Here is a 19,439-nt window from a genome sequence, read left to right on the forward strand (position 1 = left end):
CAGACATCGGCGCGCGAGGACGGAAGCTAAGCGGGCCAGCTCGCTTGGACGCGGTGCAACGCGGTTGCCGTGTCGGTGCCCTTGACCCAGGCGGTCATCTCGGTCCAGAAGGTGCCGGCGCCGACGCTCGCCGGCATCAGGTCGGAGCCGTCGAAGCGGAACGTGGCGCCCGGGTCGGCGAGCAGGTCCGCGGACAGTTTCGCCACCGGCGTGGCGAGCAGGCTGCGGTCCAGGCCCTTGTTGGCGCTGACGATGTTGCCGGTGACGGCACGGTGGTCGGCGAACTCGGGGGTGGCCAGGTAGGCGGCGAGCGCCTGCACCTCGGGCCGGTCGGTGAACGCCCCGGCGAAGACCCCGGCGCCGAGGACGGGCCGGCCGGCGGCGGCGTCGATCGGCGGCAGGTAGAACGCGTAGATGTCGCCGTCCTCGTTGACCTGCGGGGTCTCGGGCCACCACGTGCTGTAGAACGACGCCTGGTGGTGCATGGCGCAGGTGTGCTGCAGGATCGGCAGCCCGCCCTCCTGGAAGGACGTGCTGGCGACGCTGTCGACGCCGCCATAGCCGCCGTTGACGTAGTCCGGGTTGCGCAGGATGCCGCCGACCCGGTCCAGGGCGGCGACCACGGCCGGATCGTCGAACGGGATCCGGTGCTCGACCCACTGGTCGTACACGTCGGGGCCGGCGGTGCGCAGCAGCGTGTCCTCGAGCCAGTCGGTGACCGGCCAGCCTGTCGCGCCGCCCGACTCGATGCCGGCGCACCACGGCTTCACCCCGTCCGCGGCGATGCGGTCGCTGAGGGCGAGCATCTGCGCCCACGTCGTCGGCAGGAGGACGCCGGTGCGCAGCTGGCGGAGGCCGGTGCGCAGCGCTCGCAGAATGCCCATGAATGCAGCATAAGCACTTGATTCGGTCAGGTAGGCGTGGTCTCCGGTAGCGGTCGTTCGTCCGGCCCCTCACGGCCCAGCCGTTCGGCTCGGACATTTGCGGTGATACGCGCATCTACGCGGGCAAGCACGGCTGTGAATGATTTCACGCTCGACAACGTCCGGCGGGCCGGTTGGTTAGCGTCGCCCACGGCCCTCATGACGGCCGGCAACCACATCGTCCGTTTTCGCCCGGTACTTCGGGCCCGGCCGGCTACCACAGCGGACGGCCTCCCGAGACACGCACGAGAGCACCGGGCCGACCGTGGAGTCATCCTGAACGCACGCCAGCCGCTGCACCGCATCGCAGCCGGCACCACTGCCCTCGCCCTCACCGCCGTCTGGCTCGGACCATCCGCAGCCGCGGCCCAACCGGCACCGAACGGACCCAGCCTCGACCCGGCGGTCACGATCGCCGAGCAGGAAACGGAACTGGCCGCCTACGAGCGCGCCGACAAGGCGTACCGGACGATCCGGCTCACGACCCACACGGCCCTCAGCGCCCGGGACGCCGACACCCGCCCCGCGGTCGCGGTCACCACGCCCGCGTCGAAGCCGGCGACCACCAAGAAGCCGGCGCCGAAGAAGACGACCGGGTCCAGCGGGTCGACCACCACCGTCAAGCCACCGTCCGGCGCGGCCGGCACCGTGGTCTCCTTCGCCCTCGCGCAGGTCGGCAAGCGCTACGTGTACGCCACCTCCGGCCCCAACACGTACGACTGCAGCGGCCTGGTCGCGGCCGCCTACGCCCGGGTCGGCATCAAGCTGCCGCACCAGAGCGAGCAGATCGCTGCCAAGGGCCGGCGGGTGCCGTCCGGGCAGTGGATGCCGGGCGACGTCATCCACACGTCCGGCCACGTCGCCATCTACATCGGCGGCGGCAAGATGGTCGAGGCCGCCAATCCCAGCGCCGGCGTGCGGATCGCACCGGTGCGCGGCGGCACGGCGTACCGCTTCCTGTAACGGCTCCACTGGGGGTTTCGGGCCCGCGCGCGCCCGAAACCCTCAGGAACCGTTTCGCTACGCCGATGCAACCGGGGTGACCGGATCTGGACGGCCGGCGCTGCTCGCGCCGGCACTCTGGCTGGCGGACCGGGTCCGCACCAGCACCCGCCTCGGGGTGCTCTGCGTCGTGCTGCTGATCCCCGGGCTCGGCGCGACGTGGGCCTACACCGGCTCCATCGACGGCCAGATCAACTTCACCGGCGCCGAGGTCGACGGCACCGAGGTGGTCCACCCGCGTTGGACGTCATGGCGTCGCTGGCCGCTGCTCAGACCCCGGACCTCGGCCCGCTGCGCGCCGTCGTCGCCGACCACCCGGACCTGTCGCTGACGGCCGAGATGGACGCCGTCGCCGCGGCGCAGGGCACCGCTCCGGCGGCCGCTGCGCTCACCGCGCTCATCACCGAGGCCGGCAACACGTCCAACCTCATCCTCGACCCGGACCTCGACTCGTTCTACATCATGGACATCCTCGTCGTGGAGCTGCCCAAGGCCATGCTGGCCGCGGCCGGCGCGGCCGCCCCGGACACCAGCGGGCCGCTCGACGACCGCATCGCCGCCCAGGCGGTCCTCGCCGGCACCCTCACCGCCACCGCCGCCGCGATCCGGACCGCCGTCCAGACCGCCACCCGCAACACCGACGACACTTCACTCGCGGGACGACTCACCACGCTCGGACCGGCCGCCGATGCCATCGAGGCGCTCGGCACCACCCTCACCGACACACTCACCAGGCCCGGCCCCACGGCGTTCGAGGGCGCCGATGCCGTGACCGCCGCCGTCGAACCGGCCACGGCGGCGCTGAACCGGCTGCTCGGCGTCCGGCTGGAGCACCTGCGCCAGGACCGGACGATCAACCTCACCGCCACGACCGTCGGACTGTTCGTCGCGCTGTGGCTGGCCGCCGCCGTCTGGTGGCGCACCCGCCACGACGTGAACCTCGCCTGCGCCGGCGTCGTCGCCACCGCCGACGGCGACCTCGCCGAGCGGGACCTGCCCGACGGCCGCGACGAGCTCGGCGACCTCGGCCGGGCGCTGCGCAAGGCCCGCACCCGGCTGGCCGAGCAGGACGCGGAGCTGCGCCGGGCGCAACAGGTCCGGGAGGAGCAGCTGCACGCCTCCTTCGAGCAGCAGCGCGAGGCGCAGAAGCAGCTCCGGGAACGGGCCCAGAGCGTCGTTGACGAGTCCGTCGGGGAGATCTCCCGCGAGCTGCGCGACGTCCGCGCCCAGGTCGACGCCGTCCGCGACGCCGTCCGCACGATCGAGGAACGCGTCACCGAGGCGGACCGCGCCACCGCGTCGGTCGTCGACCGGGCCCAGCGGGCCGAGCAGGTCGTCGCGGCCCTCGGCGAGAGCCTCCGCCAGGTCGACGGCACCACCCAGCTGATCGCCGGCATCGCGGCGCAGACGCGGCTGCTCGCCCTCAACGCCACCATCGAGGCGGCCCGGGCCGGGGAGGCGGGCCGCGGCTTCACCGTCGTGGCCAACGAGGTCAAGGACCTCGCCGGCACCACCGCCCAGTCGACCGAGCAGATCGCCGACACCCTCACCACCCTGGAACGCAGCGCCGCCGACATGACCGCCACCATCGCCGCGATGGTCACCGGCGTCGGCGGCATCGGCGAGGCGACCGGCGTGCTGCGTGCCGTCGCCGTCGACCAGCACGGCGTCGTCGACCTCCTCGACCAGCAGGTCAACGGGACGATGGAACGCATCCAGCAGATGTCCGCCCTGGCCGAGAAGCTCGAACGCCGCCACGCCGAACGCATCGCCGCCACCGGACCGGTCCGGCTCGGCCTCGACGGCGGCCGCGACGTCGTGCCCGCCGAGCTGCAGGACCTCAGCAGCGGCGGTTTGCGCTGCCAGGCCGAGGGCACATTGCTACTGCGCTCCGGCGACACCCTCGACGTCGACCTCACTCTCGTCGGCCAGGACCCGCAGCGGTTGCACTGCCAGGTCGTGCACTGCGTCGCGCAGGGCGCCGTTACCGAGCTCGGCCTGCAGTTCCTGGCACCGTCCCCGGAGGCCGTCGACCGGATCCAGCGGTACATGAACGCAACCACCTGAATTCGGGGTACACCACGACATGTCGAAATACCTGCGCGTCACAGCCCTCCTGATCGTCGCGTTGGCGACGGTGCTGGTGTCCGCACCGGCGCACGCTTCGACCGCTGCCCTGCCGAGCACGCTGAGCCTCCCCGACGGCTTCCAGCCCGAGGGGATCGCGACCGGGCCGGGCCCGTTCGCCTACTTCGGCTCCCGCGCCGACGGCCGCATCTACCGCGCCAACCTCACCACCGGCGCCGGCGCCGTGATCAGCCCGGCCGTCGGCACCCAGTCCCTGGGCATGAAGACCGACCAGCGCGGCCGGCTCTTCGTCGCGGGCGGCAACGCCGGCAACGCCCGCGTCATCGACGTGCGCACCGGCGCCGTCCTGCGGTCCTACCAGTTCGCGACCGCCCCCACCTTCGTCAACGACGTGGTCCTCACCTCGCGGGCCGCGTACTTCACCGACTCCAACAAGGCCGTCATCTACAAGCTGGCGCTCGACCGGCACGGCTCGCTGCCCGCGACCTTCGAGACCATCCCGCTGTCCGGCGACTTCGTCCTCAACCCCAACGGCCTGAACTTCAACGGCATCACCCTCACCCCGGACGGCCGCGCCCTCATCGCGGTCCAGTCCAGCACCGGGTTCCTGTTCCGCGTCGACCCCACCTCCGGGGTCACCGACCGCATCGGCGACCTGGTCCTGGTCAACGGCGACGGCCTGCTGACCGTCGATCGCACCTTGTACGTGGTGCAGAACCGCGACAACACGCTCAACGCCGTGAAACTGTCGAAGGACGGCCGCGACGGCACCCTGCGCAGCACGGTGACCGACCCGCGGTTCGACGTGCCGACGACGGTGGCCAGGTTCGGCAACCGCCTCTACCTGCCGAACGCCCGCTTCACCACGCCCCCGACCGCGACGACGCCGTACACGGTGGCCGCCGTCAGGATCTAGCTCGCTTCGCTATCGCCCTGATCGCGAGGTCGCCCAGCCAGACGTGGAATCTGGTCGGCGGGGCGTACTGCCGCATGCCGCGGCGGGCCTGTGCCTGGCGTTTCGTGACCGCCGGTCGCAGGCCCGCCTCCCAGCGTTGCAGCGCGTCGCTGCCTTCGTTCAGTGCGTCGCCGAGCTGGTCCGCGCCGGCCAGGGCGAGGGTCGCGCCGTGCCCGGCGAACACCGTCACGCACCAGGCGGCGTCGCCGACCAGCACCGTCCGGCCGTTGCTCCACCGGGGCATGACCACCTGGCTGACCGCGTCGAAGTAGGCGCTCGCCGGGTCGCGGGCCAGGTGCCGCAGCACGTCCGGCACGCCCCCGCCGAGGTCGCCGAAGGCCTGCTCGAGGGCCGCGACCGGGCCGTTGCGCAGTGCTGCTTCGACGTTTTGGCAGCGGTACGCGAAGAAGGCGCTCGAACGGTCCTGTCCCAGGTCGATCAGCGCCGCGGTCCGCCCCGGCCCGATGAACGTCGTGGCGGTCCTGTCCTTGTCCCCGCCCGGAGTTTTGAAGGCGGCGACCACGTAGGGCAGATCCTGCCGGAATCCGCCGCCTCGGGATTCGCCGCCTCGGGATCCGTCCCCGAACACCGCCGACCGGGTGGCGGAGTGCACGCCGTCCGCGCCGACGAGCAGGTCCGCGGTCACCGTGGTGCCGTCACTGAGCACCACCTCGACCGCGTCGGGTCCCTCGCTCACCGCCGCGACCGTCGTGCCGAAGCGGATGTCGGTGTGGACCGCTTCGTACAGCGCGGACTCCAGGTCGCCGCGGAACACCGACACGGCCCGGTCGCCGAGGGCGGCCGCGGCGACCTCGGCCGGGACGGTCAGCTTGACCCGCCCGTCCGCGTGCACCAGCACCGTGGTGAACAGGCCCAGGTTCCGTGCTTCCAGCGCGGGCAGCAGCCCGAGCCGTTCGGCCGCGTCGTACCCGGGCCCGAGCAGATTGACGACGTATCCGCCGGTGCGCCGCTGCGGGGCACGCTCCACGACGACCGTGTCCCACCCGTCCCGGCCCAGCCGCAAGGCCGTCGCCAGCCCCGCCACGCCCGCACCCACGATCACCGCACGCCGCATCGCTGTCCCCTCGGTTGATGAACACTTGCTCAAACCAGTATGAGCAGATGTTCATTCTCGATTCAAGGGGGTTAGACTGCGGCAATGCCGCGTGGAGTCGCCATCCCTGAGCCCAGGCAGCAGCTCTTCGCCGCGCTCGAACGCGTGATCGGGGGTTCCGACGGCCCGGCCCGGCTCACCGGGCGGGCCGTGACCCGCGAGGCCGGCGTCGCCACCGGGCTGCTCTACACGCACTTCACCGACTTCGACGCGTTCCTGACCGGATACGCCGTCGACCGCGCCTTCCAGCTCGCCGGCGCAGTGGCCGGCCTGCCGTCCCGCGCCGGCTCCGGCGGCGTCGCCGGCAACCTGGGCGACGCCCTCCTGACCACGCCCCTCGCGACGCTGGCGGCGTTCACCCGGCTCAGCGCGCTCCGGCCGGACCTGGCGCCCGGCGTCGAGGCGGTGCTGGGCACCGGGGGCCTGCAGGCCGTGGAGCGGACCGTCGCCGACTATCTGGCCGCCGAGCAGCACCTCGGGCGAATCCCGGCCGCCGCCTCGCCGGAGGCCCTCGCCCTGGTGGTGGTCGGGGTCCTGCACCACGTCGCGCTCACCGCCGCGCCCGGCCCGGCCTCGGACACCCTCATCCGCAGCGCGATGGCCACGCTCACCGCCGGCTTCCCCGCGGTGGCCCCGTCCTGACGCACCCGTGTGGAACGATCATCTGGTCCCCCGCCGACCCGCAGGAGTGCCTTCGTTGTTCGAGCGATTCACGACCGACCTCCGCTCCGTGATCGTCGGCGCGAAGCAGCACGCCGCCGCCGCGGCCCACGGCCAGGTCACGCTGTCGGACCTGGCGGCGGCACTGGCCGTGCCGAGGGGAAACACCGCCGACCTGTGGACCGTCACTTCGTTTCCGGTGTCGGATGCGCCGGATCCTGCGTCCGGGCCCTCGTCCGAGCCCTCGTCCGAATCCGACTTCGACGCGGGCGTCCGGGAGGTCCTGGAGGAGTCGCTGCGGGTGGCGCTGCGCCAACGCGCCCCGCACGTCGGCACCGAGCACCTGCTCGCGGCCCTGGTGAGCAGCGGAGCGCCCGACGTCGCGGCCTGGCTCGACGAGCGGGGCGCGACCGCCTCGGCCGCCGACGACCTGCTCGCCCGTCTCGCCGGCGGCCCGGGCGTCGAGGTCCTGACAGCCAAGCCGACACCCGCCGAGGAACGCCGCTGGCAGCGCGCGACCGGGGCACGCCGCTCAACCAGCCCCTTCCTGACGGCCATCATCGTCGTGGTCGTCATCGCGGTCCTGTTCGTCCTGTGCGTCTGGGGCCCGTGACCCCTTCAGCCGTCCTGGTCGGGCACCACCAACCGCACCAGGTACCCGACGAACTTCCGGCCGTCGAGGTCCGGCGTCCACCCGTTCGCGGTCGCCACAGCGCTGCGGGTTCCTGAGCCGGGGACGGGAACGCAGGTCCCTCCCTCATCGCAGGCATGCTGGCAGTGCACAGCCTCGACGGCGACGACGGTGCCCCTGGTCACCGGCGGCTCGCCCTCTTCCCGTTGAGGGTGATGGTCTTCGACCGCATCCAGCCGGATCGGTGCGCTTCCGGCGCCGCCGGTGCCGAGCAGCTCGTTCAGCCACGCGGAGTCGGTGTCGTACAACCGCCAGGCAACCTCGGAGCCGACGGCGAACGGCTCCCCGCAGCACCGCAACTGCCAGAATGCCGTCCAGACGCTCAACTCCACCGGCACATTGTCCAGCCCCCCATCCCGCGGCGAGGTGCTGCTCCCCACCTCCGACCCTTTCATGATCCAGCGCCGTCGAGGGCGTTGCCACGATCGGCGTGGTAGCACCGGATGATGCCCTCGACGGCGGCTGATCATGTGAGGTCGGCCGTTGGGAACAGCGCCGCAACGTCGTCTCGGACCGAGATCAGTGCTGCTCATCCCGCGCGGCCCGCCAGTGCCCGTGCGAACACCGAGCCCCGAGGACCGACACCAGGATCCAATCCAAGCGGATCACCCTCACCAGCAACCGGCAGCCACCAACAGGCTCTTGGGGCAGAACGCATTACGGCAGCGAACCAAGGCTCTCGGGGAGCATGCACACCTTGGCACCGGAGCGGCCAGGCCGTCGGGGCGTTCACCACACCAGCAAACGCGAACACAACCCGGCACCGCCCTCAACCCACGACCAAGCGGCAACCCACCAACGACAGCCGGCACCGGGTCACGGCTGGCGACGGGTCACGGCTGGCCGCGGGTCACGGCTGGCCGCGGGGCTTTCGGCGGTAGGTCAGGAATGCTGCGACCGCCACGATGACAGCCGTCACGGCGACCATCAGCGTCACGTGGGGCGGGCCGGCCGCCGCCGGTGCGGCTCGCGCCACGGGCGTGGGCCCGGCCGACGGCGGGCTCGGCACGGCGCCCTGCACGGTCGACGCCGAGCCGAACGGGTCCCGGTTCGCGTCCTGCGGCACGTCCGGCGGCCGGATCGGGCCCGGCCAGTACCTGTCCGCCTGCGGCGACTCCAACGGCGGCGGCACCCCGAGCACCGCAAGGCCGCCGGGCACCGTCAGCGTGCCGACGTGGTAGTCGGCGAAGCGGCCCTGAACGCCGACGACCGCCCACTCCCCCGCGTGCGGGACAGCGATCGCCGCCGCATAGTGCGCCGCCTCGGGCAACGCGACCGCGGGGAACATCACGGCGGTGCCGTCGCTGCCGACCAGCCGCAGCGCGACCGGCCCCAGGTCGTCACCCTCGTACGGATGGAACCCGTGCTGGAGCACCCACAACCCCAGCGTGTACGCCTTGCCCGGCTCCAACCGGTCCGGCACCGGATCGAGGACCGTGACCGCCCAGTTGCCGGCATACGCGGGCGTCGGGCCCAGCACCACTGCGCCGGTCAGCCCAACCAGGGTCGCGGCCAGCACGGCGAGCGTCCGCAGGGTTCGCATCATGCACCACCTCCTCCCCGGACGAGCCGTGGCAGCCCGGCCGGGTTCCCCGCAGGCCCGCGAGACCCGACCGGTCCAGGGCAGGCACCGGCGCAGGGCGCGCGGGCATGTGATGTGCTCGGTGCGTGACGTGGAACGAGGCGGCGTTCGAAGTGCTGGGTGGCGCTGTCGCGCGGCCGGAGGCGGCCGACGAGCTCGCCCTCGTCGAACGATGGATCCGGGGCGAACTGCCCGCGGCCGTCCGCGAATGGTTCCTCAGCGGCGGCGACCGGGGGCTGGCCTCGATCAGCTCGAACCTGGTGACCAGGACGCCGGATCTCACCGGCGCGACGGTCGGCCGTTTCCTCGACCACGGGTTCCTGCTGCTGGAGACCGACAGCCAGCACTGCTGCCGGTGGGTCGTGCCGGTCGAGGCGGCCTACGGCGACCCGCCGGTGTTCCTGATCGACCCGGACGACGACACCTGCGCGACGCGGACCCGCTACGCCGGTAGCTTCTCCGACTACACCTTCACGGCCGTCTGGGATGCGACCCTGTGGCAGGGCGGGCCGTCCGCCGACTTCGACCACCCGCTTCCGCCGGGCGCGCTCGACGTGCTCGCCCGGCGTCTCACGACGCTGCCGATGACGCACGGATGGGCCATGAACCAGTCCTGCGACACGGTCCACCGGTTCGGCGCCCCCACGAAGGTCGGGGTCGCCGTAGCGGTCGTGGGGAACACGGCGGTGTGGAGCGCGATCGCGGCCCCGTCCGCCGCCGCCCGGGCCACCTTCGCAGCGCTGATCGGCGCCGAGCCAGCCCAGCCCGACGACGAGCAGCACTCCACGCAAGATCACACCCATCAGGTCCCCCCGGTCTGCTGACAGGCCCAAGTTCTACCACCCGGGTCTGACAGAATCCGGCGGTGAGCGACGCGGGGGCAGGCAGCAGGTTCGGTGAGGTCGCCGACGTGTACGACGACGCCCGGCCCGGCTACCCACCGGACCTCACCACGGCGATCATGTCCTATCTGGACCGTCCACTGGAGACGGTCGCGGAGATCGGGGCCGGCACCGGGCACGGCACCGCGGTGCTCGCCGGGCTGGGCGCGCCGATCACGTGCGTCGAGCCGGACCCGCGGATGGCCGCGATCCTCGCCGCCCGGCACCCGGAGGTGACCGTGGTGGTGGCGCCGTTCGAGGGGTGGAGCCCGCCGCCCGGCGGTGTGTCGCTGCTCGCGTGCGCGATGGCGTGGCACTGGCTGGACCCCGCGACCCGGGCCCGGAAGGCGTTCGACGCGCTCGCACCGGGCGGGACGCTTGCCGTTTTCGGTCACCGGTACGCCTATGCCGACCCCATCCACGACGCCGCGATCGGTGCCGCGTTCCGCTCGGTCGACGGCGACCGGCCCCAGCCGCCGGCCCGCCCCGACGACTGGGCACGCGACGACATCGCGGCGTCAGGACTGTTCAGCGACGTGACGCTCGTGTCGGTGGCGCGGGAGGTACCGATGACAACGGCAGCGTATCTGCGGCTGGTGCGCACCTTCGGGCCCTTCCGGGCCAGGTCGCCACGGGAGCAGCAGGCGGTGCTGGACGCCCTCACCGAGACGCTGGACGGGCTCGGCGGCGGCACCGTGCTGGACCTGAAGACCAACCTGACGCTTGCCCGCCGGGCGGCACCCGCGTGACCGGAGGACAATCGGCGGCATGTATGTCATCAAGGAGCGGTTCTTCGACGTCGGCGACGACTTCGACATCACGGACGACTCGGGCCGGCTGGTGCTGCACGTCGACGGCAAGGTGCTGAGCCTGCGCGACAAGCTCGTGATCGAGGACCCGCACGGCGCAGAGGTCGCGTCGGTGCACCGGCAGCTGATCGCGTTGCGGCCGACGTACCAAATCGAAATCGGCGGCGAGAAGGCCGCGGAGGTGCGCAAGAAGCTGTTCACGCCGTTCCGCGAGAAGTTCACCATCGACCTGCCCGGCGACGACGACCTGACGATGGCCGGTGACCTGTTCGACCACGAGTACACCGTGGAGCGCGACGGTCGCGAGGTCGCGTCGGTGTCGAAGCGCTGGCTGAGCATCCGCGACAGTTATGCGGTGCGCATCGCCGACGGCGAGAACCACGTCCTGATCCTCGCCGCGGTCCTCGCCCTGGAACTCGCCACGCAGCGGGAGAAGGACGAGGAAAAGAAGAAGAAAGAGGAACAGCAGGTCGACTAAGGGCAGCACCCGGTGCAGTACCTGTCGAGCCACTCGACCTGCCACCCCTGCTGCCGGATGAAGGTCACCGGGTCCCGGGTCCAGTCATCACCGCCGGCGGACGGGTTGTCGATGTCGTCGACCATGTACACGTAGAAACCGCCGGTCTCCTCCACGTCGTGGCGCACGTGGAGGAACATGCCCTCGTTTGAGTCGCCGGCCACGATCCGGCCGAACCGGCCGTATTCGATGCCCACTTCAGCGACCGTCCGGCGGGGTGTTCTGCACGGGGTGGAGGTCGACCGCCTGCTCCTGGACCTGCCACGCCCCGGCGCCGGTCTCGGCGAGCCGGCGGGCCTCGGCCATCACCTTGCCGCCGTCGAGGTGCCGGTGGCCGTCGGCGTCCAGCTCGGCGGCCACCACCGCGTCCGTGACCGGGACACGGATGTACGCGTCCTCCGTGGTCACGCGGCGGACCCGCACGACGATCGAGTAGGTGGCGTCCGGCGGTGGCATGCGGCGAACTTTACCGGGCGCGTACCCCATCCATGAGCAGGTCCAGCAGGCGCCCGGCCTGCTCCCGCTGCTCCGGCTCTCCGGTCGCGAGGCAGATGCCGTTGAGCGCGGTCAGCAGGTCGAGGGGGGCGACGTCGGCGCGCAGCGCACCGCTGCCGGCGGTGTCGAGATCGCCCGCGTTCAGGAGGTCGCCGACCGCCTGGACGAGCCGCTCCCGGCTGTGCGCGAACGGGGTGCCGCCCGCCGCGATCACCATCTTCAGCGCGTCGGCGAGACCGCGTTTGGTGGTCATGTAGTCGATGAAGCGGTCCATCCAGACGCGCAGCGCCCGGTCCGGCGGGTCCGCGGCCAGGAGGTCCGGCACGGCGTCGCAGAGGCGGGCGAGTTCGGTGCGGTACACCTCCTCGATCAGCGCCTCCCTGGTCGGGAAGTGCCGGTACAGCGTGCCGATGCCGACGCCCGCATGTTTGGCGATCGCGTCGAGGGTCACCTCAGGGGCGTCGGCGAACGCGATGACCGCGACGTCGAGCAGGCGGGCACGGTTGCGTTGCGCGTCGGCCCGCAGCGGTCGCTCAGACATCACACCCCCGGAAGGTTGGCAAACGGAGGCACCTCCGATTACGGTGGAGAGCGGGTAGTGGAGGCTCCTCCACTTCCGATCCTACAGGGGGACCCATGGCACCCATCACCACACCGTTCACCCGCGAGTCGACCGCCGAGCAGGTCATCGAGGGCATCGACCTGACCGGGCGGCGGGCCGTCGTGACCGGCGGCGCGTCCGGCATCGGCGTCGAGACCGCCCGCGCCCTGGCCGGCGCGGGCGCCGAGGTCACCCTGGCCGTGCGCGACACCACGGCCGGCGACCGCACGGCGGAGGACATCGTCGCGACGACCGGCAACAAGCAGGTCCACGTCGCCCGGCTCGACCTCGCCGACCAGGCGTCGGTGCGGGCGTTCACCGGCGCGTGGGACGGCCCGCTGCACATCCTCGTCAACAACGCGGGCGTGATGGCCGCACCGCTGACGCGCACGCCGGAGGGCTGGGAGCTGCAGTTCGCCACCAACCACCTCGGCCACTTCGCGCTCACGACCGGCCTGCACGCCGCCCTGGTCGCCGAGGGTGCCCGGGTCGTCAGCGTCAGCTCCAGCGCCCACCTGCGCTCCGACATCGTCTTCGACGACATCCACTTCGAGCGCCGCGCCTATGAGCCGTGGTCGGCCTACGGTCAGTCCAAGACGGCCAACGTGCTGTTCGCGGTCGAGGCGACCCGCCGCTGGTCCGGCGACGGCATCCTCGTCAACGCGGTCATGCCCGGCAGCATCCGGACCAACCTGCAGCGGCACGTCACCGACGAGGAGCTCGACCGGCTGCGCGCCGCCGCGGGCGGTGGAGCGTTCCAGTGGAAGTCCGTCGAGCAGGGCGCCGCCACGTCGGTGCTGCTGGCGACCTCGCCCTTACTGGACGGCATCGGCGGACGCTACTTCGAGGACTGCGCCGAGGCCGGCCCCGTCCAAGAGGGCAACAGCCGGCGCGGGGTCGCGGCGTATGCCCTGGACCCGGACTCCGCCGCCCGCCTGTGGACGGTCACCGAGGCCACCCTGGGCCGCTGACCACCACATGCCGCCACGTGGCCGGCCCGGCTTCACACCTCCCGCCTCCGGACGGCTCGCGCGAAATGCGGGCCGCCCGGAGGTGAGGGTGGGCTCGCGCGAAATGCGGGCCGCCCGGAGGCGAAGGTGGGCTCCCGCGAAGCGCGGGCCATCTGGAAAGCGGGAGCGGGCTCACGCAAAGCGCGGGCCATCCGGAGGCGCGAGCGGGCTGGGTGGGCGGAGGCCGGCGGCTCGTGATCGGAGGACGGAACCGGCACGCGTGGACGTTCCGGCCCTCGGTCGCGGGAGCGGGCGGGAGCGGGCGGGAGCGGGCGGGAGCGGGCGGGATCAGAGGATGCGGAGGCGGCCCAGGGGTTCGACGAGTTCACGCTCCTCGTAGGCGAGGTGGGACCGCAACGTGTCGGTGAGCAGTTCGACGGCCTGTCGGACGGCGGCGATGCCGTCGGGGCGGGACACCATGGCGACGAGGGCGGCGTCGACGCGTTCGAGCACCTCGGCGATCACGTGGTGCTCGGCCTCCAAGCGGTCGACGACCGGGACGAGCCGCGGGTCGGCGGCACGCAGCCGGGGGAAGAGGTTCACGTCCTCGATGGTGTGGTGGGTGGTGACGACCCGGCAGTAGCTCTCGCAGTAGGTGCCCAACGTCCAGGTGTTCTGCCGCATCGTCATCGTGTTGATCATCGACCGTGCGTCGCCGAGGTCGATGGCACCGGCCGCGACCTGCTCGACGAGGTCGCTCAGCTGCTCCAACTCCTGGCGGAGGTGGTCGTGCACGTCGACGAGGTGCTGACCGGAGGCTCGCTGGGCGGCGGTGAGCGGGGCGGCCGGGTCGGGCGCGGGGCCAGTGGGCCGCGTGGACTCGTCCCAGACCGTCGCAGCCCGCCGACCGGCACCACCGGAGGACGCCGGACCGTGGACCACCGCACCGCCTGAGGACGTTGCACCGCCGGAGGACGTTACGTCGCCGGCGGACGATGCCGAGCGGCTGGAAAGCGTCGCAGCGCCGTTGGACGAGGTCGCAGTGCGCGTCGCAGCCCCGCCCGACGAAGCCACAGCATCCGACACAGCGCCAACAGACGCGGTCACAGCAGACGTCCCGGCACCACCAGACGACGTCACACCACGCGACGCAGCCCCGCCCGACAAAGCCGCAGCATCCGACACAGCGCCAACAGACGCGGTCGCGGCAGACGCCTCGGCAGCAGCGGATGAAGCCGCAGCGTGGGGGGCGGCGTCGGACGGCGTTCCAGCGCTGGGCGCAGCGCCGTTGGATGAGGTTGCGACGCGCTCCCGAGTGCCCGCGGACGATGGTGCGGTGGGCAGCGAGGCGGTGGGGGCGGTCAAGCGGGCGGCGTCGTCGGACGGCGTTCCAGCGTGGGACGCATCGCTGTCGGACGAGCTTGCGACGCGCTCCGGAATGCCGGCGGGCGACGGAATGCCGGCGGGCGACGGAATGCCGGCGGGCGACGGAATGCCGGCGGGCGAGGGCGCGGTGGGCAGCGAGGCGGTGGGGGCGGTCGAGCGGGCGGCGGCGACGAGTTCCTTGGCTGCCGGCACCACGTCCAGGGCGAACCGCCGCAGTTCGGCGTCGCCGCCCGCCCTGACCATCAGGATGAACGTGCTCATCCCTTCCGTGAGCGCGAGCTCGGCCAGTTGCTCCGCCCACAGCCGCGGCGGGCCGGCGAGGGGTGCCTGGCCGGGGACCACGTTGTACAGGCGGCGGATGTCGCCCGGGTCGCGCCCGGCGGCACGGGCGGCGTCGTCGATGCGGCGGTTCCCGTCGGTGAGCTGCGGCACCGGCACGTACGGCGCGCTGGGCAGCCACCCGTCCGCGACGCGGCCGATGAGCCGGAGCATGCGGGGCTTGATGCCGCCGATCCAGATGCCGATCGGGTGGGCGGCGGGCGGGCCGGGATGGGCACCCCGCAGCCGGTAGTGCGTGCCGTCGACACGGGCGCTGCGCTCGGTGCTCCACAGGGCGCGGATGACGCGGACCGCCTCCTCGAGGGCCTCGACGGACGCGCCGGGCGTGAGGACGTCGCCGCCCATGCCGGCGATCGCGTCCCAGAAGGCACCGGCGCCGAGGCCGAGCTCGACCCGGCCGCCGGTCAGGACGTCGAGGCTGGCCGCGGCCCTGGCCAGGACGGCGGGCGGGCGCAGCGGTAGGTTGGCGACGTTCGGGAACACCGACAGGGTGCTCGTCTGCGCCGCGATGACGGACAGCAGCGTCCAGGCGTCCAGGAACCGCGCCTGGTACGGATGGTCCTGCACGCTGGCCAGGTCCAGGCCGAGCTCCTCGGTGAGCACGGCGAGCCGGAGCGTCTCGCCGGCGGTGGCAGCCTCCGCTGGCAGGAACGTCCCGAAGCGCAGCTCGTGGCCATAGTCGGTCATGCAGATATTCTGCCACACAGACGATAACGGCCGGGCGGGGCACTACGAGGGCATGTGGAACGAGCGGCCGACCAGCTCGCGCAGGACGGCGTCGTCGGCGTCGCCGACGCGCTTCAGGTAGAGGCAGCCCTTGCCGGTGGTGTGCGGGCCTAACCGCTCGAGCAGATCCTGGTAGACGTCGAGGCCGCCGCTGAGATACAGCACCGTCTGCGCCTTGCGCGGCGAGAAGCTGACCGCGGGCATGTCGCCCTCCCGGCCGGACTCGTAACGGTAGTGCCGCGTGCCGAAGCCGATGATCGCGCTGCCCCACAGGACCGCCGGCTGCCCGGTGACGGCACCCATGAGCTCGACGAGGTGCCGGGCGTCGTCGCGGCGCCGCTCGTCGGCGACCCCGTCGACGAACGCGCCGACGTCACCGTCGCCCGGTGTGGTGATGTTCGAATCCGCCATGCGCACACGCTACGACGGGGGTACGACACTTCCGCGAACGTTGAGCCGGGCGGCACGCATCGTCAGGTACCGGCGCTCCGGCTCGCTCGCCGTCCCGGCCGCCGCGGCCCGGTAGTGCAGGGCCGCCGCCTTCGCGTCGCCGGCCAGCTCGAGCAGGTGGCCGCGCACCGCGTCGAGCCGGTGCCCCGCGTCCACCCGGTTGTCCAGGGCGGACAGCAGCCGCAGCCCCTCCTGCGGGCCGTGCACCATCGCCGCCGCCACCGCCCGGTTCAGCGCCACCACGGGGCTGGCGGTCATGCGTTCGAGCAGGCCGTACAGGGCGAGGATCTGCGGCCAGTCGGTCTCCTGCGCGCTCCCGGCGCGGTCGTGCAGGGCGGCGATCGCGGCCTGCAGCTGATAGTGCCCGACGGCCCCGGCGCTGAACGCCGCGTCCAGCACGGCGGTGCCCTCCTGGATCAGCGGTCGCAGCCACCGGCCGCGGTCCTGCTCGGCGAGGGGCACCAGGTCGCCGGAGGCGTCGACGCGGGCCGGGCGGCGGGCGTCGGTGAGCAGCATCAGCGCCAGCAGCCCCGCGACCTCGCCGTCGTCGGGCAGCAGCGCGTGCAGCATCCGCGCCAGCCGGATCGCCTCACCGGACAGGTCGACGCGGACGAGCGGCCCGCTGCTGCTGGCGTACCCCTCGTTGAAGATGAGGTACAGCACGTGCAACACGGTGCGCAGCCGCCCGGCCCACTCCGGCCGGTCCGGCATCCGGAACGGCGCCTCCAGGGTGCGGATCCGCTGCTTCGCGCGGCTGATCCGCTGGCCCATCGTCGCCTCCGGCACCAGGAACGCCCGGGCGATCTCGCCCGTGGTCAGGCCGCCGACCGCCCGCAACGTCAACGCGATCGCGGACGCCTCACTCAGCTGCGGGTGACAGCACAGGAACAGGACAACCAGGGTGTCGTCCCGGTCGTACGCCACCGGCGGCGGCTCGGCGAAGAGCACCTCGCGGCGCCGCCTGGCCTGGTCGGCGCGCAGCTGGTCGAGCAGCTTGCGCGAACCGGTCCGGATCAGCCAGCCCCGCGGGTTGTCCGGCACCGTGTCCCAGTGCGTGGCGGCGGCGAGCAGCGCCTCCTGGGTGGCGTCCTCGGCGGCGGAGAAGTCGCCGAACTGGCGGGCGAGCACGCCGAGGACCTGCGGCGCCAGCTCGCGCAGCAGGTCCTCGATCCGTTCCGGCACGGGCTCAGACCTCGGAGGTCAGCAGCTCGAAGTCGGCCGCGTCCATCACCCGGCGGACCCCGATCGGCTGCTGCTGCGGGATCCCGCCGGGACCCGGCACCTGCGAGATCTTCGCGGCGATCTCGATCGCCCGGGCCTCGGAGTCGACCTCGACCAGCTGATACCCGGCGAGCATCTCCTTGAACTCGGCGAACGGCCCGTCGGTGACCACCGGCGCGGACACACCGTCGGAGGTGACCTCCTTCGCGTGCTCCGGGCCGGTCAGCGCGTGCTGGTCCACGAGCTCGCCGCTGTCGAGCAGCTCCTGCCGCAACGCCCCGTAGTAGTCCATGTGCGCCCTGATGTCCTCGGGCGCCCACTCGTCCATCGGCGTGTCCACGGCACCACCGCGGTAGTCCACGATCAGCAGGTACTTCGCCATCTGAGGCTCCTCCCGTCATGCTGCGCCCGTCGAGCGCGGTCACCCTGTAACGGAGCCGGTCCCGCGTTCTCGACATACCCAGCACAACGATCTTCGCACCGGTCGCGGCAGCCGACGACCGGTGCGAAGACACTCCACAGTGGATGACTTGAGGCCGAAGCCGGACTCGAACCGGCGTATTCCGCTTTGCAGGCGGGCCCCTTACCTCTCGGGCATTCGACCAGGGTTGTACTGCGTGCCCTCGGCTGGACTCGAACCAGCGACCTTCAGGTTCGGAACCTGGTGCTCTCTCCACTGAGCTACGAAGGCGTTGACGTGCGTGCGGGTGGAGGGAATCGAACCCCCTGAGCACGATGGCACCTGGGTTACAGCCAAGCCCGACTCTCCAACGTCGGCGCACCCGCATGATGTGTGTTGCTCCGGCGCCCGGATTCGAACCGGGACCTGGACGGTTAACAGCCGTGTGCCCTGCCAGTTGGGCGACGCCGGATCGATCTGCGTAGCGCGGACGGGCCTCGAACCCGCACAGTGTCCCGGGTGAAAGCCGGGCGACTCTCCCAATTCGTCCACCGCGCCATAGTTACGGGGGTGGGATTCGAACCCACGATTTTCGGCGTATGAGACCGATGAGGACGGCCGAACTCCTCTACCCCGTTTGTGCGCCGCCGGGGACTCGAACCCCGAACACGCTGATTAAGAGTCAGCAGCTCTACCGGTTGAGCTAGCGGCACCCGGTACGTACGTGTCCTCGGCTGGACTCGAACCAGCGACCTTCAGGTCCGCAACCTGGCGCTCTCTCCACTGAGCTACGAAGACGTGCTGTGCGTGCCCTCGGCGCGATTCGAACGCGCACCAACGACGTCCTCAACGCCGTGCCTCTACCTTTGGACCACGAGGGCGGGTGGCGCCCCGATCCCGGGGCGACGCTGCAGGCGGAGGATTCGAACCCCCAATGTCCGGTTCAGAGCCGGATGTGTTGCCGGGTTACACCAGCCTGCAAGGGGCCGGGCGGGGTGATGGCCCGCCCGGACCGGAAGAACGGAGCGGCAACCGGGATTCGAACCCGGGACCTTCGCCATGGCAAGGCGACGCTCTGACCTGACTGAGCTACAACCGCACGTGCTGGTGCCCGGGAGGCGAGCGTCCCCCTCGCGTTCCCTTCCACGGGCACCAAGAACAGCTCACGGGCATCGAACCCGTTTCTCCGGTTTGGAAGACCGGCATGTCCGCCGAGTTCACCAGAGCTGCGTCGCCCGTCCGGGGGTTGAACCCGGTCTGCCGGATTGAGAGTCCGGTGGTCTACCTTCCTCAGCCTCACGGGCGCTTTGTTTGCACCGTCATATAGACGTGCGTCATCCACTATGGAGTTTTCAAAGAACAGCATTCAACCGCCGGGGAGGGCAAAGAAAAACCGCCCGGTTCCCGGTGTCGGGAAGGGCGGTGGGTGTGCTGCCAGCGGGATGCTAGCCGCTCCACCTGCCCTGGTGCTGCAGAAGTCGCTCCAGGCGACATCCGCGATAGCCGAGGAGACCGCCCTCGAGCACGGCTTCCTCGCCGCCGCGCGGCGTCAGCCGCTGCGGTGCATTCGAGGGGAGCCGCTTCATGGCCTGTCTCCTGTCGCTTCGTGTTTCATCCGGTGTTGATGAATACGATAGGGCGCGTCCGCG

20 protein-coding genes, 13 tRNA genes and 1 pseudogene are annotated in these 19,439 nt (G+C 71.9%); 10 read left to right on the forward strand and 24 right to left on the reverse strand.

Features of this window, described 5'->3' with window-relative positions; all coding sequences use genetic code 11:
* Positions 1-26 precede the first annotated feature (26 nt).
* Positions 27-836, reverse strand: a pseudogene (locus ACFPIJ_RS53425) (extracellular solute-binding protein); the annotation flags it as partial.
* A 246-nt stretch (positions 837-1,082) separates the two neighbouring features.
* Between ACFPIJ_RS53425 and ACFPIJ_RS53430 the strand changes: the two are divergent.
* From ACFPIJ_RS53430 to ACFPIJ_RS53445, 4 genes are all read left to right on the forward strand, one after another.
* Positions 1,083-1,886, forward strand: a complete 804-nt coding sequence (locus tag ACFPIJ_RS53430) for a C40 family peptidase (RefSeq protein WP_380127244.1) — start codon at positions 1,083-1,085, stop codon at positions 1,884-1,886.
* A gap of 76 nt (positions 1,887-1,962) precedes the next feature.
* Positions 1,963-2,256: a hypothetical protein gene (locus ACFPIJ_RS53435; RefSeq protein ID WP_380127245.1), complete on the forward strand. Its 294-nt coding sequence runs from the start codon at positions 1,963-1,965 to the stop codon at positions 2,254-2,256.
* Positions 2,175-3,992 (forward strand): methyl-accepting chemotaxis protein, encoded by a 1,818-nt coding sequence (locus ACFPIJ_RS53440; protein ID WP_380127246.1) that lies wholly within the window; start codon positions 2,175-2,177, stop codon positions 3,990-3,992. Before ACFPIJ_RS53435 ends, ACFPIJ_RS53440 begins: the two co-directional genes overlap by 82 nt.
* Before the next feature lie 19 nt (positions 3,993-4,011).
* A complete protein-coding gene (locus tag ACFPIJ_RS53445; protein ID WP_380127247.1) occupies positions 4,012-4,929 on the forward strand; it encodes an SMP-30/gluconolactonase/LRE family protein in 918 nt (305 codons plus the stop codon).
* Here the strand turns inward: ACFPIJ_RS53445 and ACFPIJ_RS53450 are convergent.
* Positions 4,919-6,043, reverse strand: a complete 1,125-nt coding sequence (locus tag ACFPIJ_RS53450) for an FAD-dependent oxidoreductase (RefSeq protein WP_380127248.1) — start codon at positions 6,041-6,043, stop codon at positions 4,919-4,921. The two genes, ACFPIJ_RS53445 and ACFPIJ_RS53450, sit on opposite strands and share 11 nt — an antisense overlap.
* A gap of 84 nt (positions 6,044-6,127) precedes the next feature.
* Between ACFPIJ_RS53450 and ACFPIJ_RS53455 the strand changes: the two genes are divergently transcribed.
* Positions 6,128-6,724: a TetR/AcrR family transcriptional regulator gene (locus tag ACFPIJ_RS53455; protein ID WP_380127249.1), complete on the forward strand. Its 597-nt coding sequence runs from the start codon at positions 6,128-6,130 to the stop codon at positions 6,722-6,724.
* A gap of 55 nt (positions 6,725-6,779) precedes the next feature.
* Positions 6,780-7,355 (forward strand): hypothetical protein, encoded by a 576-nt coding sequence (locus tag ACFPIJ_RS53460; protein WP_380127250.1) that lies wholly within the window; start codon positions 6,780-6,782, stop codon positions 7,353-7,355.
* A 5-nt stretch (positions 7,356-7,360) separates the two neighbouring features.
* On the opposite strand, the gene ACFPIJ_RS53465 is transcribed toward ACFPIJ_RS53460, so the two are convergent.
* Both ACFPIJ_RS53465 and ACFPIJ_RS53470 read right to left on the reverse strand, forming a co-directional pair.
* The gene (locus ACFPIJ_RS53465; RefSeq protein ID WP_380127251.1) at positions 7,361-7,765 is read right to left on the reverse strand and encodes a DUF6578 domain-containing protein; all 405 of its coding nucleotides are present in this window, start codon (positions 7,763-7,765) and stop codon (positions 7,361-7,363) included.
* Positions 7,766-8,283: 518 nt separating this feature from the next.
* Positions 8,284-8,979, reverse strand: coding sequence for a hypothetical protein (locus ACFPIJ_RS53470; RefSeq protein WP_380127252.1), 696 nt, complete (start codon positions 8,977-8,979; stop codon positions 8,284-8,286).
* Between the two features lie 122 nt (positions 8,980-9,101).
* On the opposite strand from ACFPIJ_RS53470, the gene ACFPIJ_RS53475 reads away from it, so the two are divergent.
* The 3 genes from ACFPIJ_RS53475 to ACFPIJ_RS53485 are packed head-to-tail and all read left to right on the forward strand — an operon-like array spanning position 9,102 to position 11,183.
* Positions 9,102-9,839, forward strand: coding sequence for a hypothetical protein (locus ACFPIJ_RS53475; RefSeq protein ID WP_380127253.1), 738 nt, complete (start codon positions 9,102-9,104; stop codon positions 9,837-9,839).
* A gap of 41 nt (positions 9,840-9,880) precedes the next feature.
* On the forward strand, positions 9,881-10,645 hold the full coding sequence (locus tag ACFPIJ_RS53480) for a class I SAM-dependent methyltransferase (RefSeq protein WP_380127254.1): 765 nt from the start codon (positions 9,881-9,883) through the stop codon (positions 10,643-10,645).
* Positions 10,646-10,664: 19 nt separating this feature from the next.
* Entirely contained in the window at positions 10,665-11,183 is a 519-nt protein-coding gene (locus ACFPIJ_RS53485) for an LURP-one-related/scramblase family protein (protein ID WP_380127255.1), read from the forward strand.
* Here the strand turns inward: ACFPIJ_RS53485 and ACFPIJ_RS53490 are convergent.
* The 3 genes from ACFPIJ_RS53490 to ACFPIJ_RS53500 are packed head-to-tail and all read right to left on the reverse strand — an operon-like array spanning position 11,180 to position 12,258.
* Positions 11,180-11,419, reverse strand: a complete 240-nt coding sequence (locus tag ACFPIJ_RS53490; protein WP_380127256.1) for a hypothetical protein — start codon at positions 11,417-11,419, stop codon at positions 11,180-11,182. The genes ACFPIJ_RS53485 and ACFPIJ_RS53490 overlap by 4 nt on opposite strands.
* Position 11,420: 1 nt before the next feature.
* Complete coding sequence (locus tag ACFPIJ_RS53495) at positions 11,421-11,678, reverse strand: hypothetical protein (RefSeq protein ID WP_380127257.1); 258 nt, start codon at positions 11,676-11,678, stop codon at positions 11,421-11,423.
* Positions 11,679-11,688: 10 nt separating this feature from the next.
* The gene (locus tag ACFPIJ_RS53500; protein ID WP_380127258.1) at positions 11,689-12,258 is read right to left on the reverse strand and encodes a TetR/AcrR family transcriptional regulator; all 570 of its coding nucleotides are present in this window, start codon (positions 12,256-12,258) and stop codon (positions 11,689-11,691) included.
* 95 nt (positions 12,259-12,353) lie between these two features.
* Between ACFPIJ_RS53500 and ACFPIJ_RS53505 the strand changes: the two genes are divergently transcribed.
* The gene (locus tag ACFPIJ_RS53505; RefSeq protein WP_380127259.1) at positions 12,354-13,289 is read left to right on the forward strand and encodes an SDR family NAD(P)-dependent oxidoreductase; all 936 of its coding nucleotides are present in this window, start codon (positions 12,354-12,356) and stop codon (positions 13,287-13,289) included.
* Positions 13,290-13,616: 327 nt separating this feature from the next.
* Here the strand turns inward: ACFPIJ_RS53505 and ACFPIJ_RS53510 are convergent, their stop codons facing one another.
* From ACFPIJ_RS53510 to ACFPIJ_RS53590, 17 genes are all read right to left on the reverse strand, one after another.
* Positions 13,617-15,680 (reverse strand): LLM class flavin-dependent oxidoreductase, encoded by a 2,064-nt coding sequence (locus ACFPIJ_RS53510; protein ID WP_380127260.1) that lies wholly within the window; start codon positions 15,678-15,680, stop codon positions 13,617-13,619.
* Positions 15,681-15,722: 42 nt separating this feature from the next.
* The gene (locus tag ACFPIJ_RS53515) at positions 15,723-16,130 is read right to left on the reverse strand and encodes a DUF1801 domain-containing protein (protein WP_380127261.1); all 408 of its coding nucleotides are present in this window, start codon (positions 16,128-16,130) and stop codon (positions 15,723-15,725) included.
* Positions 16,131-16,139: 9 nt separating this feature from the next.
* A complete protein-coding gene (locus tag ACFPIJ_RS53520) occupies positions 16,140-17,351 on the reverse strand; it encodes an RNA polymerase sigma factor (RefSeq protein ID WP_380127262.1) in 1,212 nt (403 codons plus the stop codon).
* A gap of 4 nt (positions 17,352-17,355) precedes the next feature.
* On the reverse strand, positions 17,356-17,772 hold the full coding sequence (locus ACFPIJ_RS53525) for a YciI family protein (protein ID WP_380127263.1): 417 nt from the start codon (positions 17,770-17,772) through the stop codon (positions 17,356-17,358).
* Between the two features lie 151 nt (positions 17,773-17,923).
* A tRNA-Cys gene (locus ACFPIJ_RS53530) sits at positions 17,924-17,994 on the reverse strand.
* A gap of 14 nt (positions 17,995-18,008) precedes the next feature.
* Positions 18,009-18,081, reverse strand: a tRNA-Arg gene (locus ACFPIJ_RS53535).
* Positions 18,082-18,092: 11 nt separating this feature from the next.
* Positions 18,093-18,176 (reverse strand) — tRNA-Tyr (locus tag ACFPIJ_RS53540).
* A gap of 13 nt (positions 18,177-18,189) precedes the next feature.
* Positions 18,190-18,262 (reverse strand) — tRNA-Asn (locus ACFPIJ_RS53545).
* Positions 18,263-18,272: 10 nt separating this feature from the next.
* Positions 18,273-18,348, reverse strand: a tRNA-Glu gene (locus ACFPIJ_RS53550).
* A gap of 7 nt (positions 18,349-18,355) precedes the next feature.
* A tRNA-Met gene (locus ACFPIJ_RS53555) sits at positions 18,356-18,428 on the reverse strand.
* A 2-nt stretch (positions 18,429-18,430) separates the two neighbouring features.
* Positions 18,431-18,503, reverse strand: a tRNA-Lys gene (locus ACFPIJ_RS53560).
* A 12-nt stretch (positions 18,504-18,515) separates the two neighbouring features.
* A tRNA-Arg gene (locus ACFPIJ_RS53565) sits at positions 18,516-18,588 on the reverse strand.
* 10 nt (positions 18,589-18,598) lie between these two features.
* Positions 18,599-18,671: transfer RNA gene (locus ACFPIJ_RS53570), tRNA-Leu, on the reverse strand.
* Between the two features lie 27 nt (positions 18,672-18,698).
* A tRNA-Gln gene (locus ACFPIJ_RS53575) sits at positions 18,699-18,771 on the reverse strand.
* Between the two features lie 43 nt (positions 18,772-18,814).
* Positions 18,815-18,889: transfer RNA gene (locus tag ACFPIJ_RS53580), tRNA-Gly, on the reverse strand.
* A gap of 58 nt (positions 18,890-18,947) precedes the next feature.
* A tRNA-Gly gene (locus ACFPIJ_RS53585) sits at positions 18,948-19,020 on the reverse strand.
* A 1-nt stretch (position 19,021) separates the two neighbouring features.
* Positions 19,022-19,095, reverse strand: a tRNA-Glu gene (locus ACFPIJ_RS53590).
* Between the last annotated feature and the right edge of the window lie 344 nt (positions 19,096-19,439).

It is taken from the genome of Dactylosporangium cerinum (genome assembly GCF_042653625.1).
Lineage (GTDB): Bacteria > Actinomycetota > Actinomycetes > Mycobacteriales > Micromonosporaceae > Dactylosporangium > Dactylosporangium cerinum.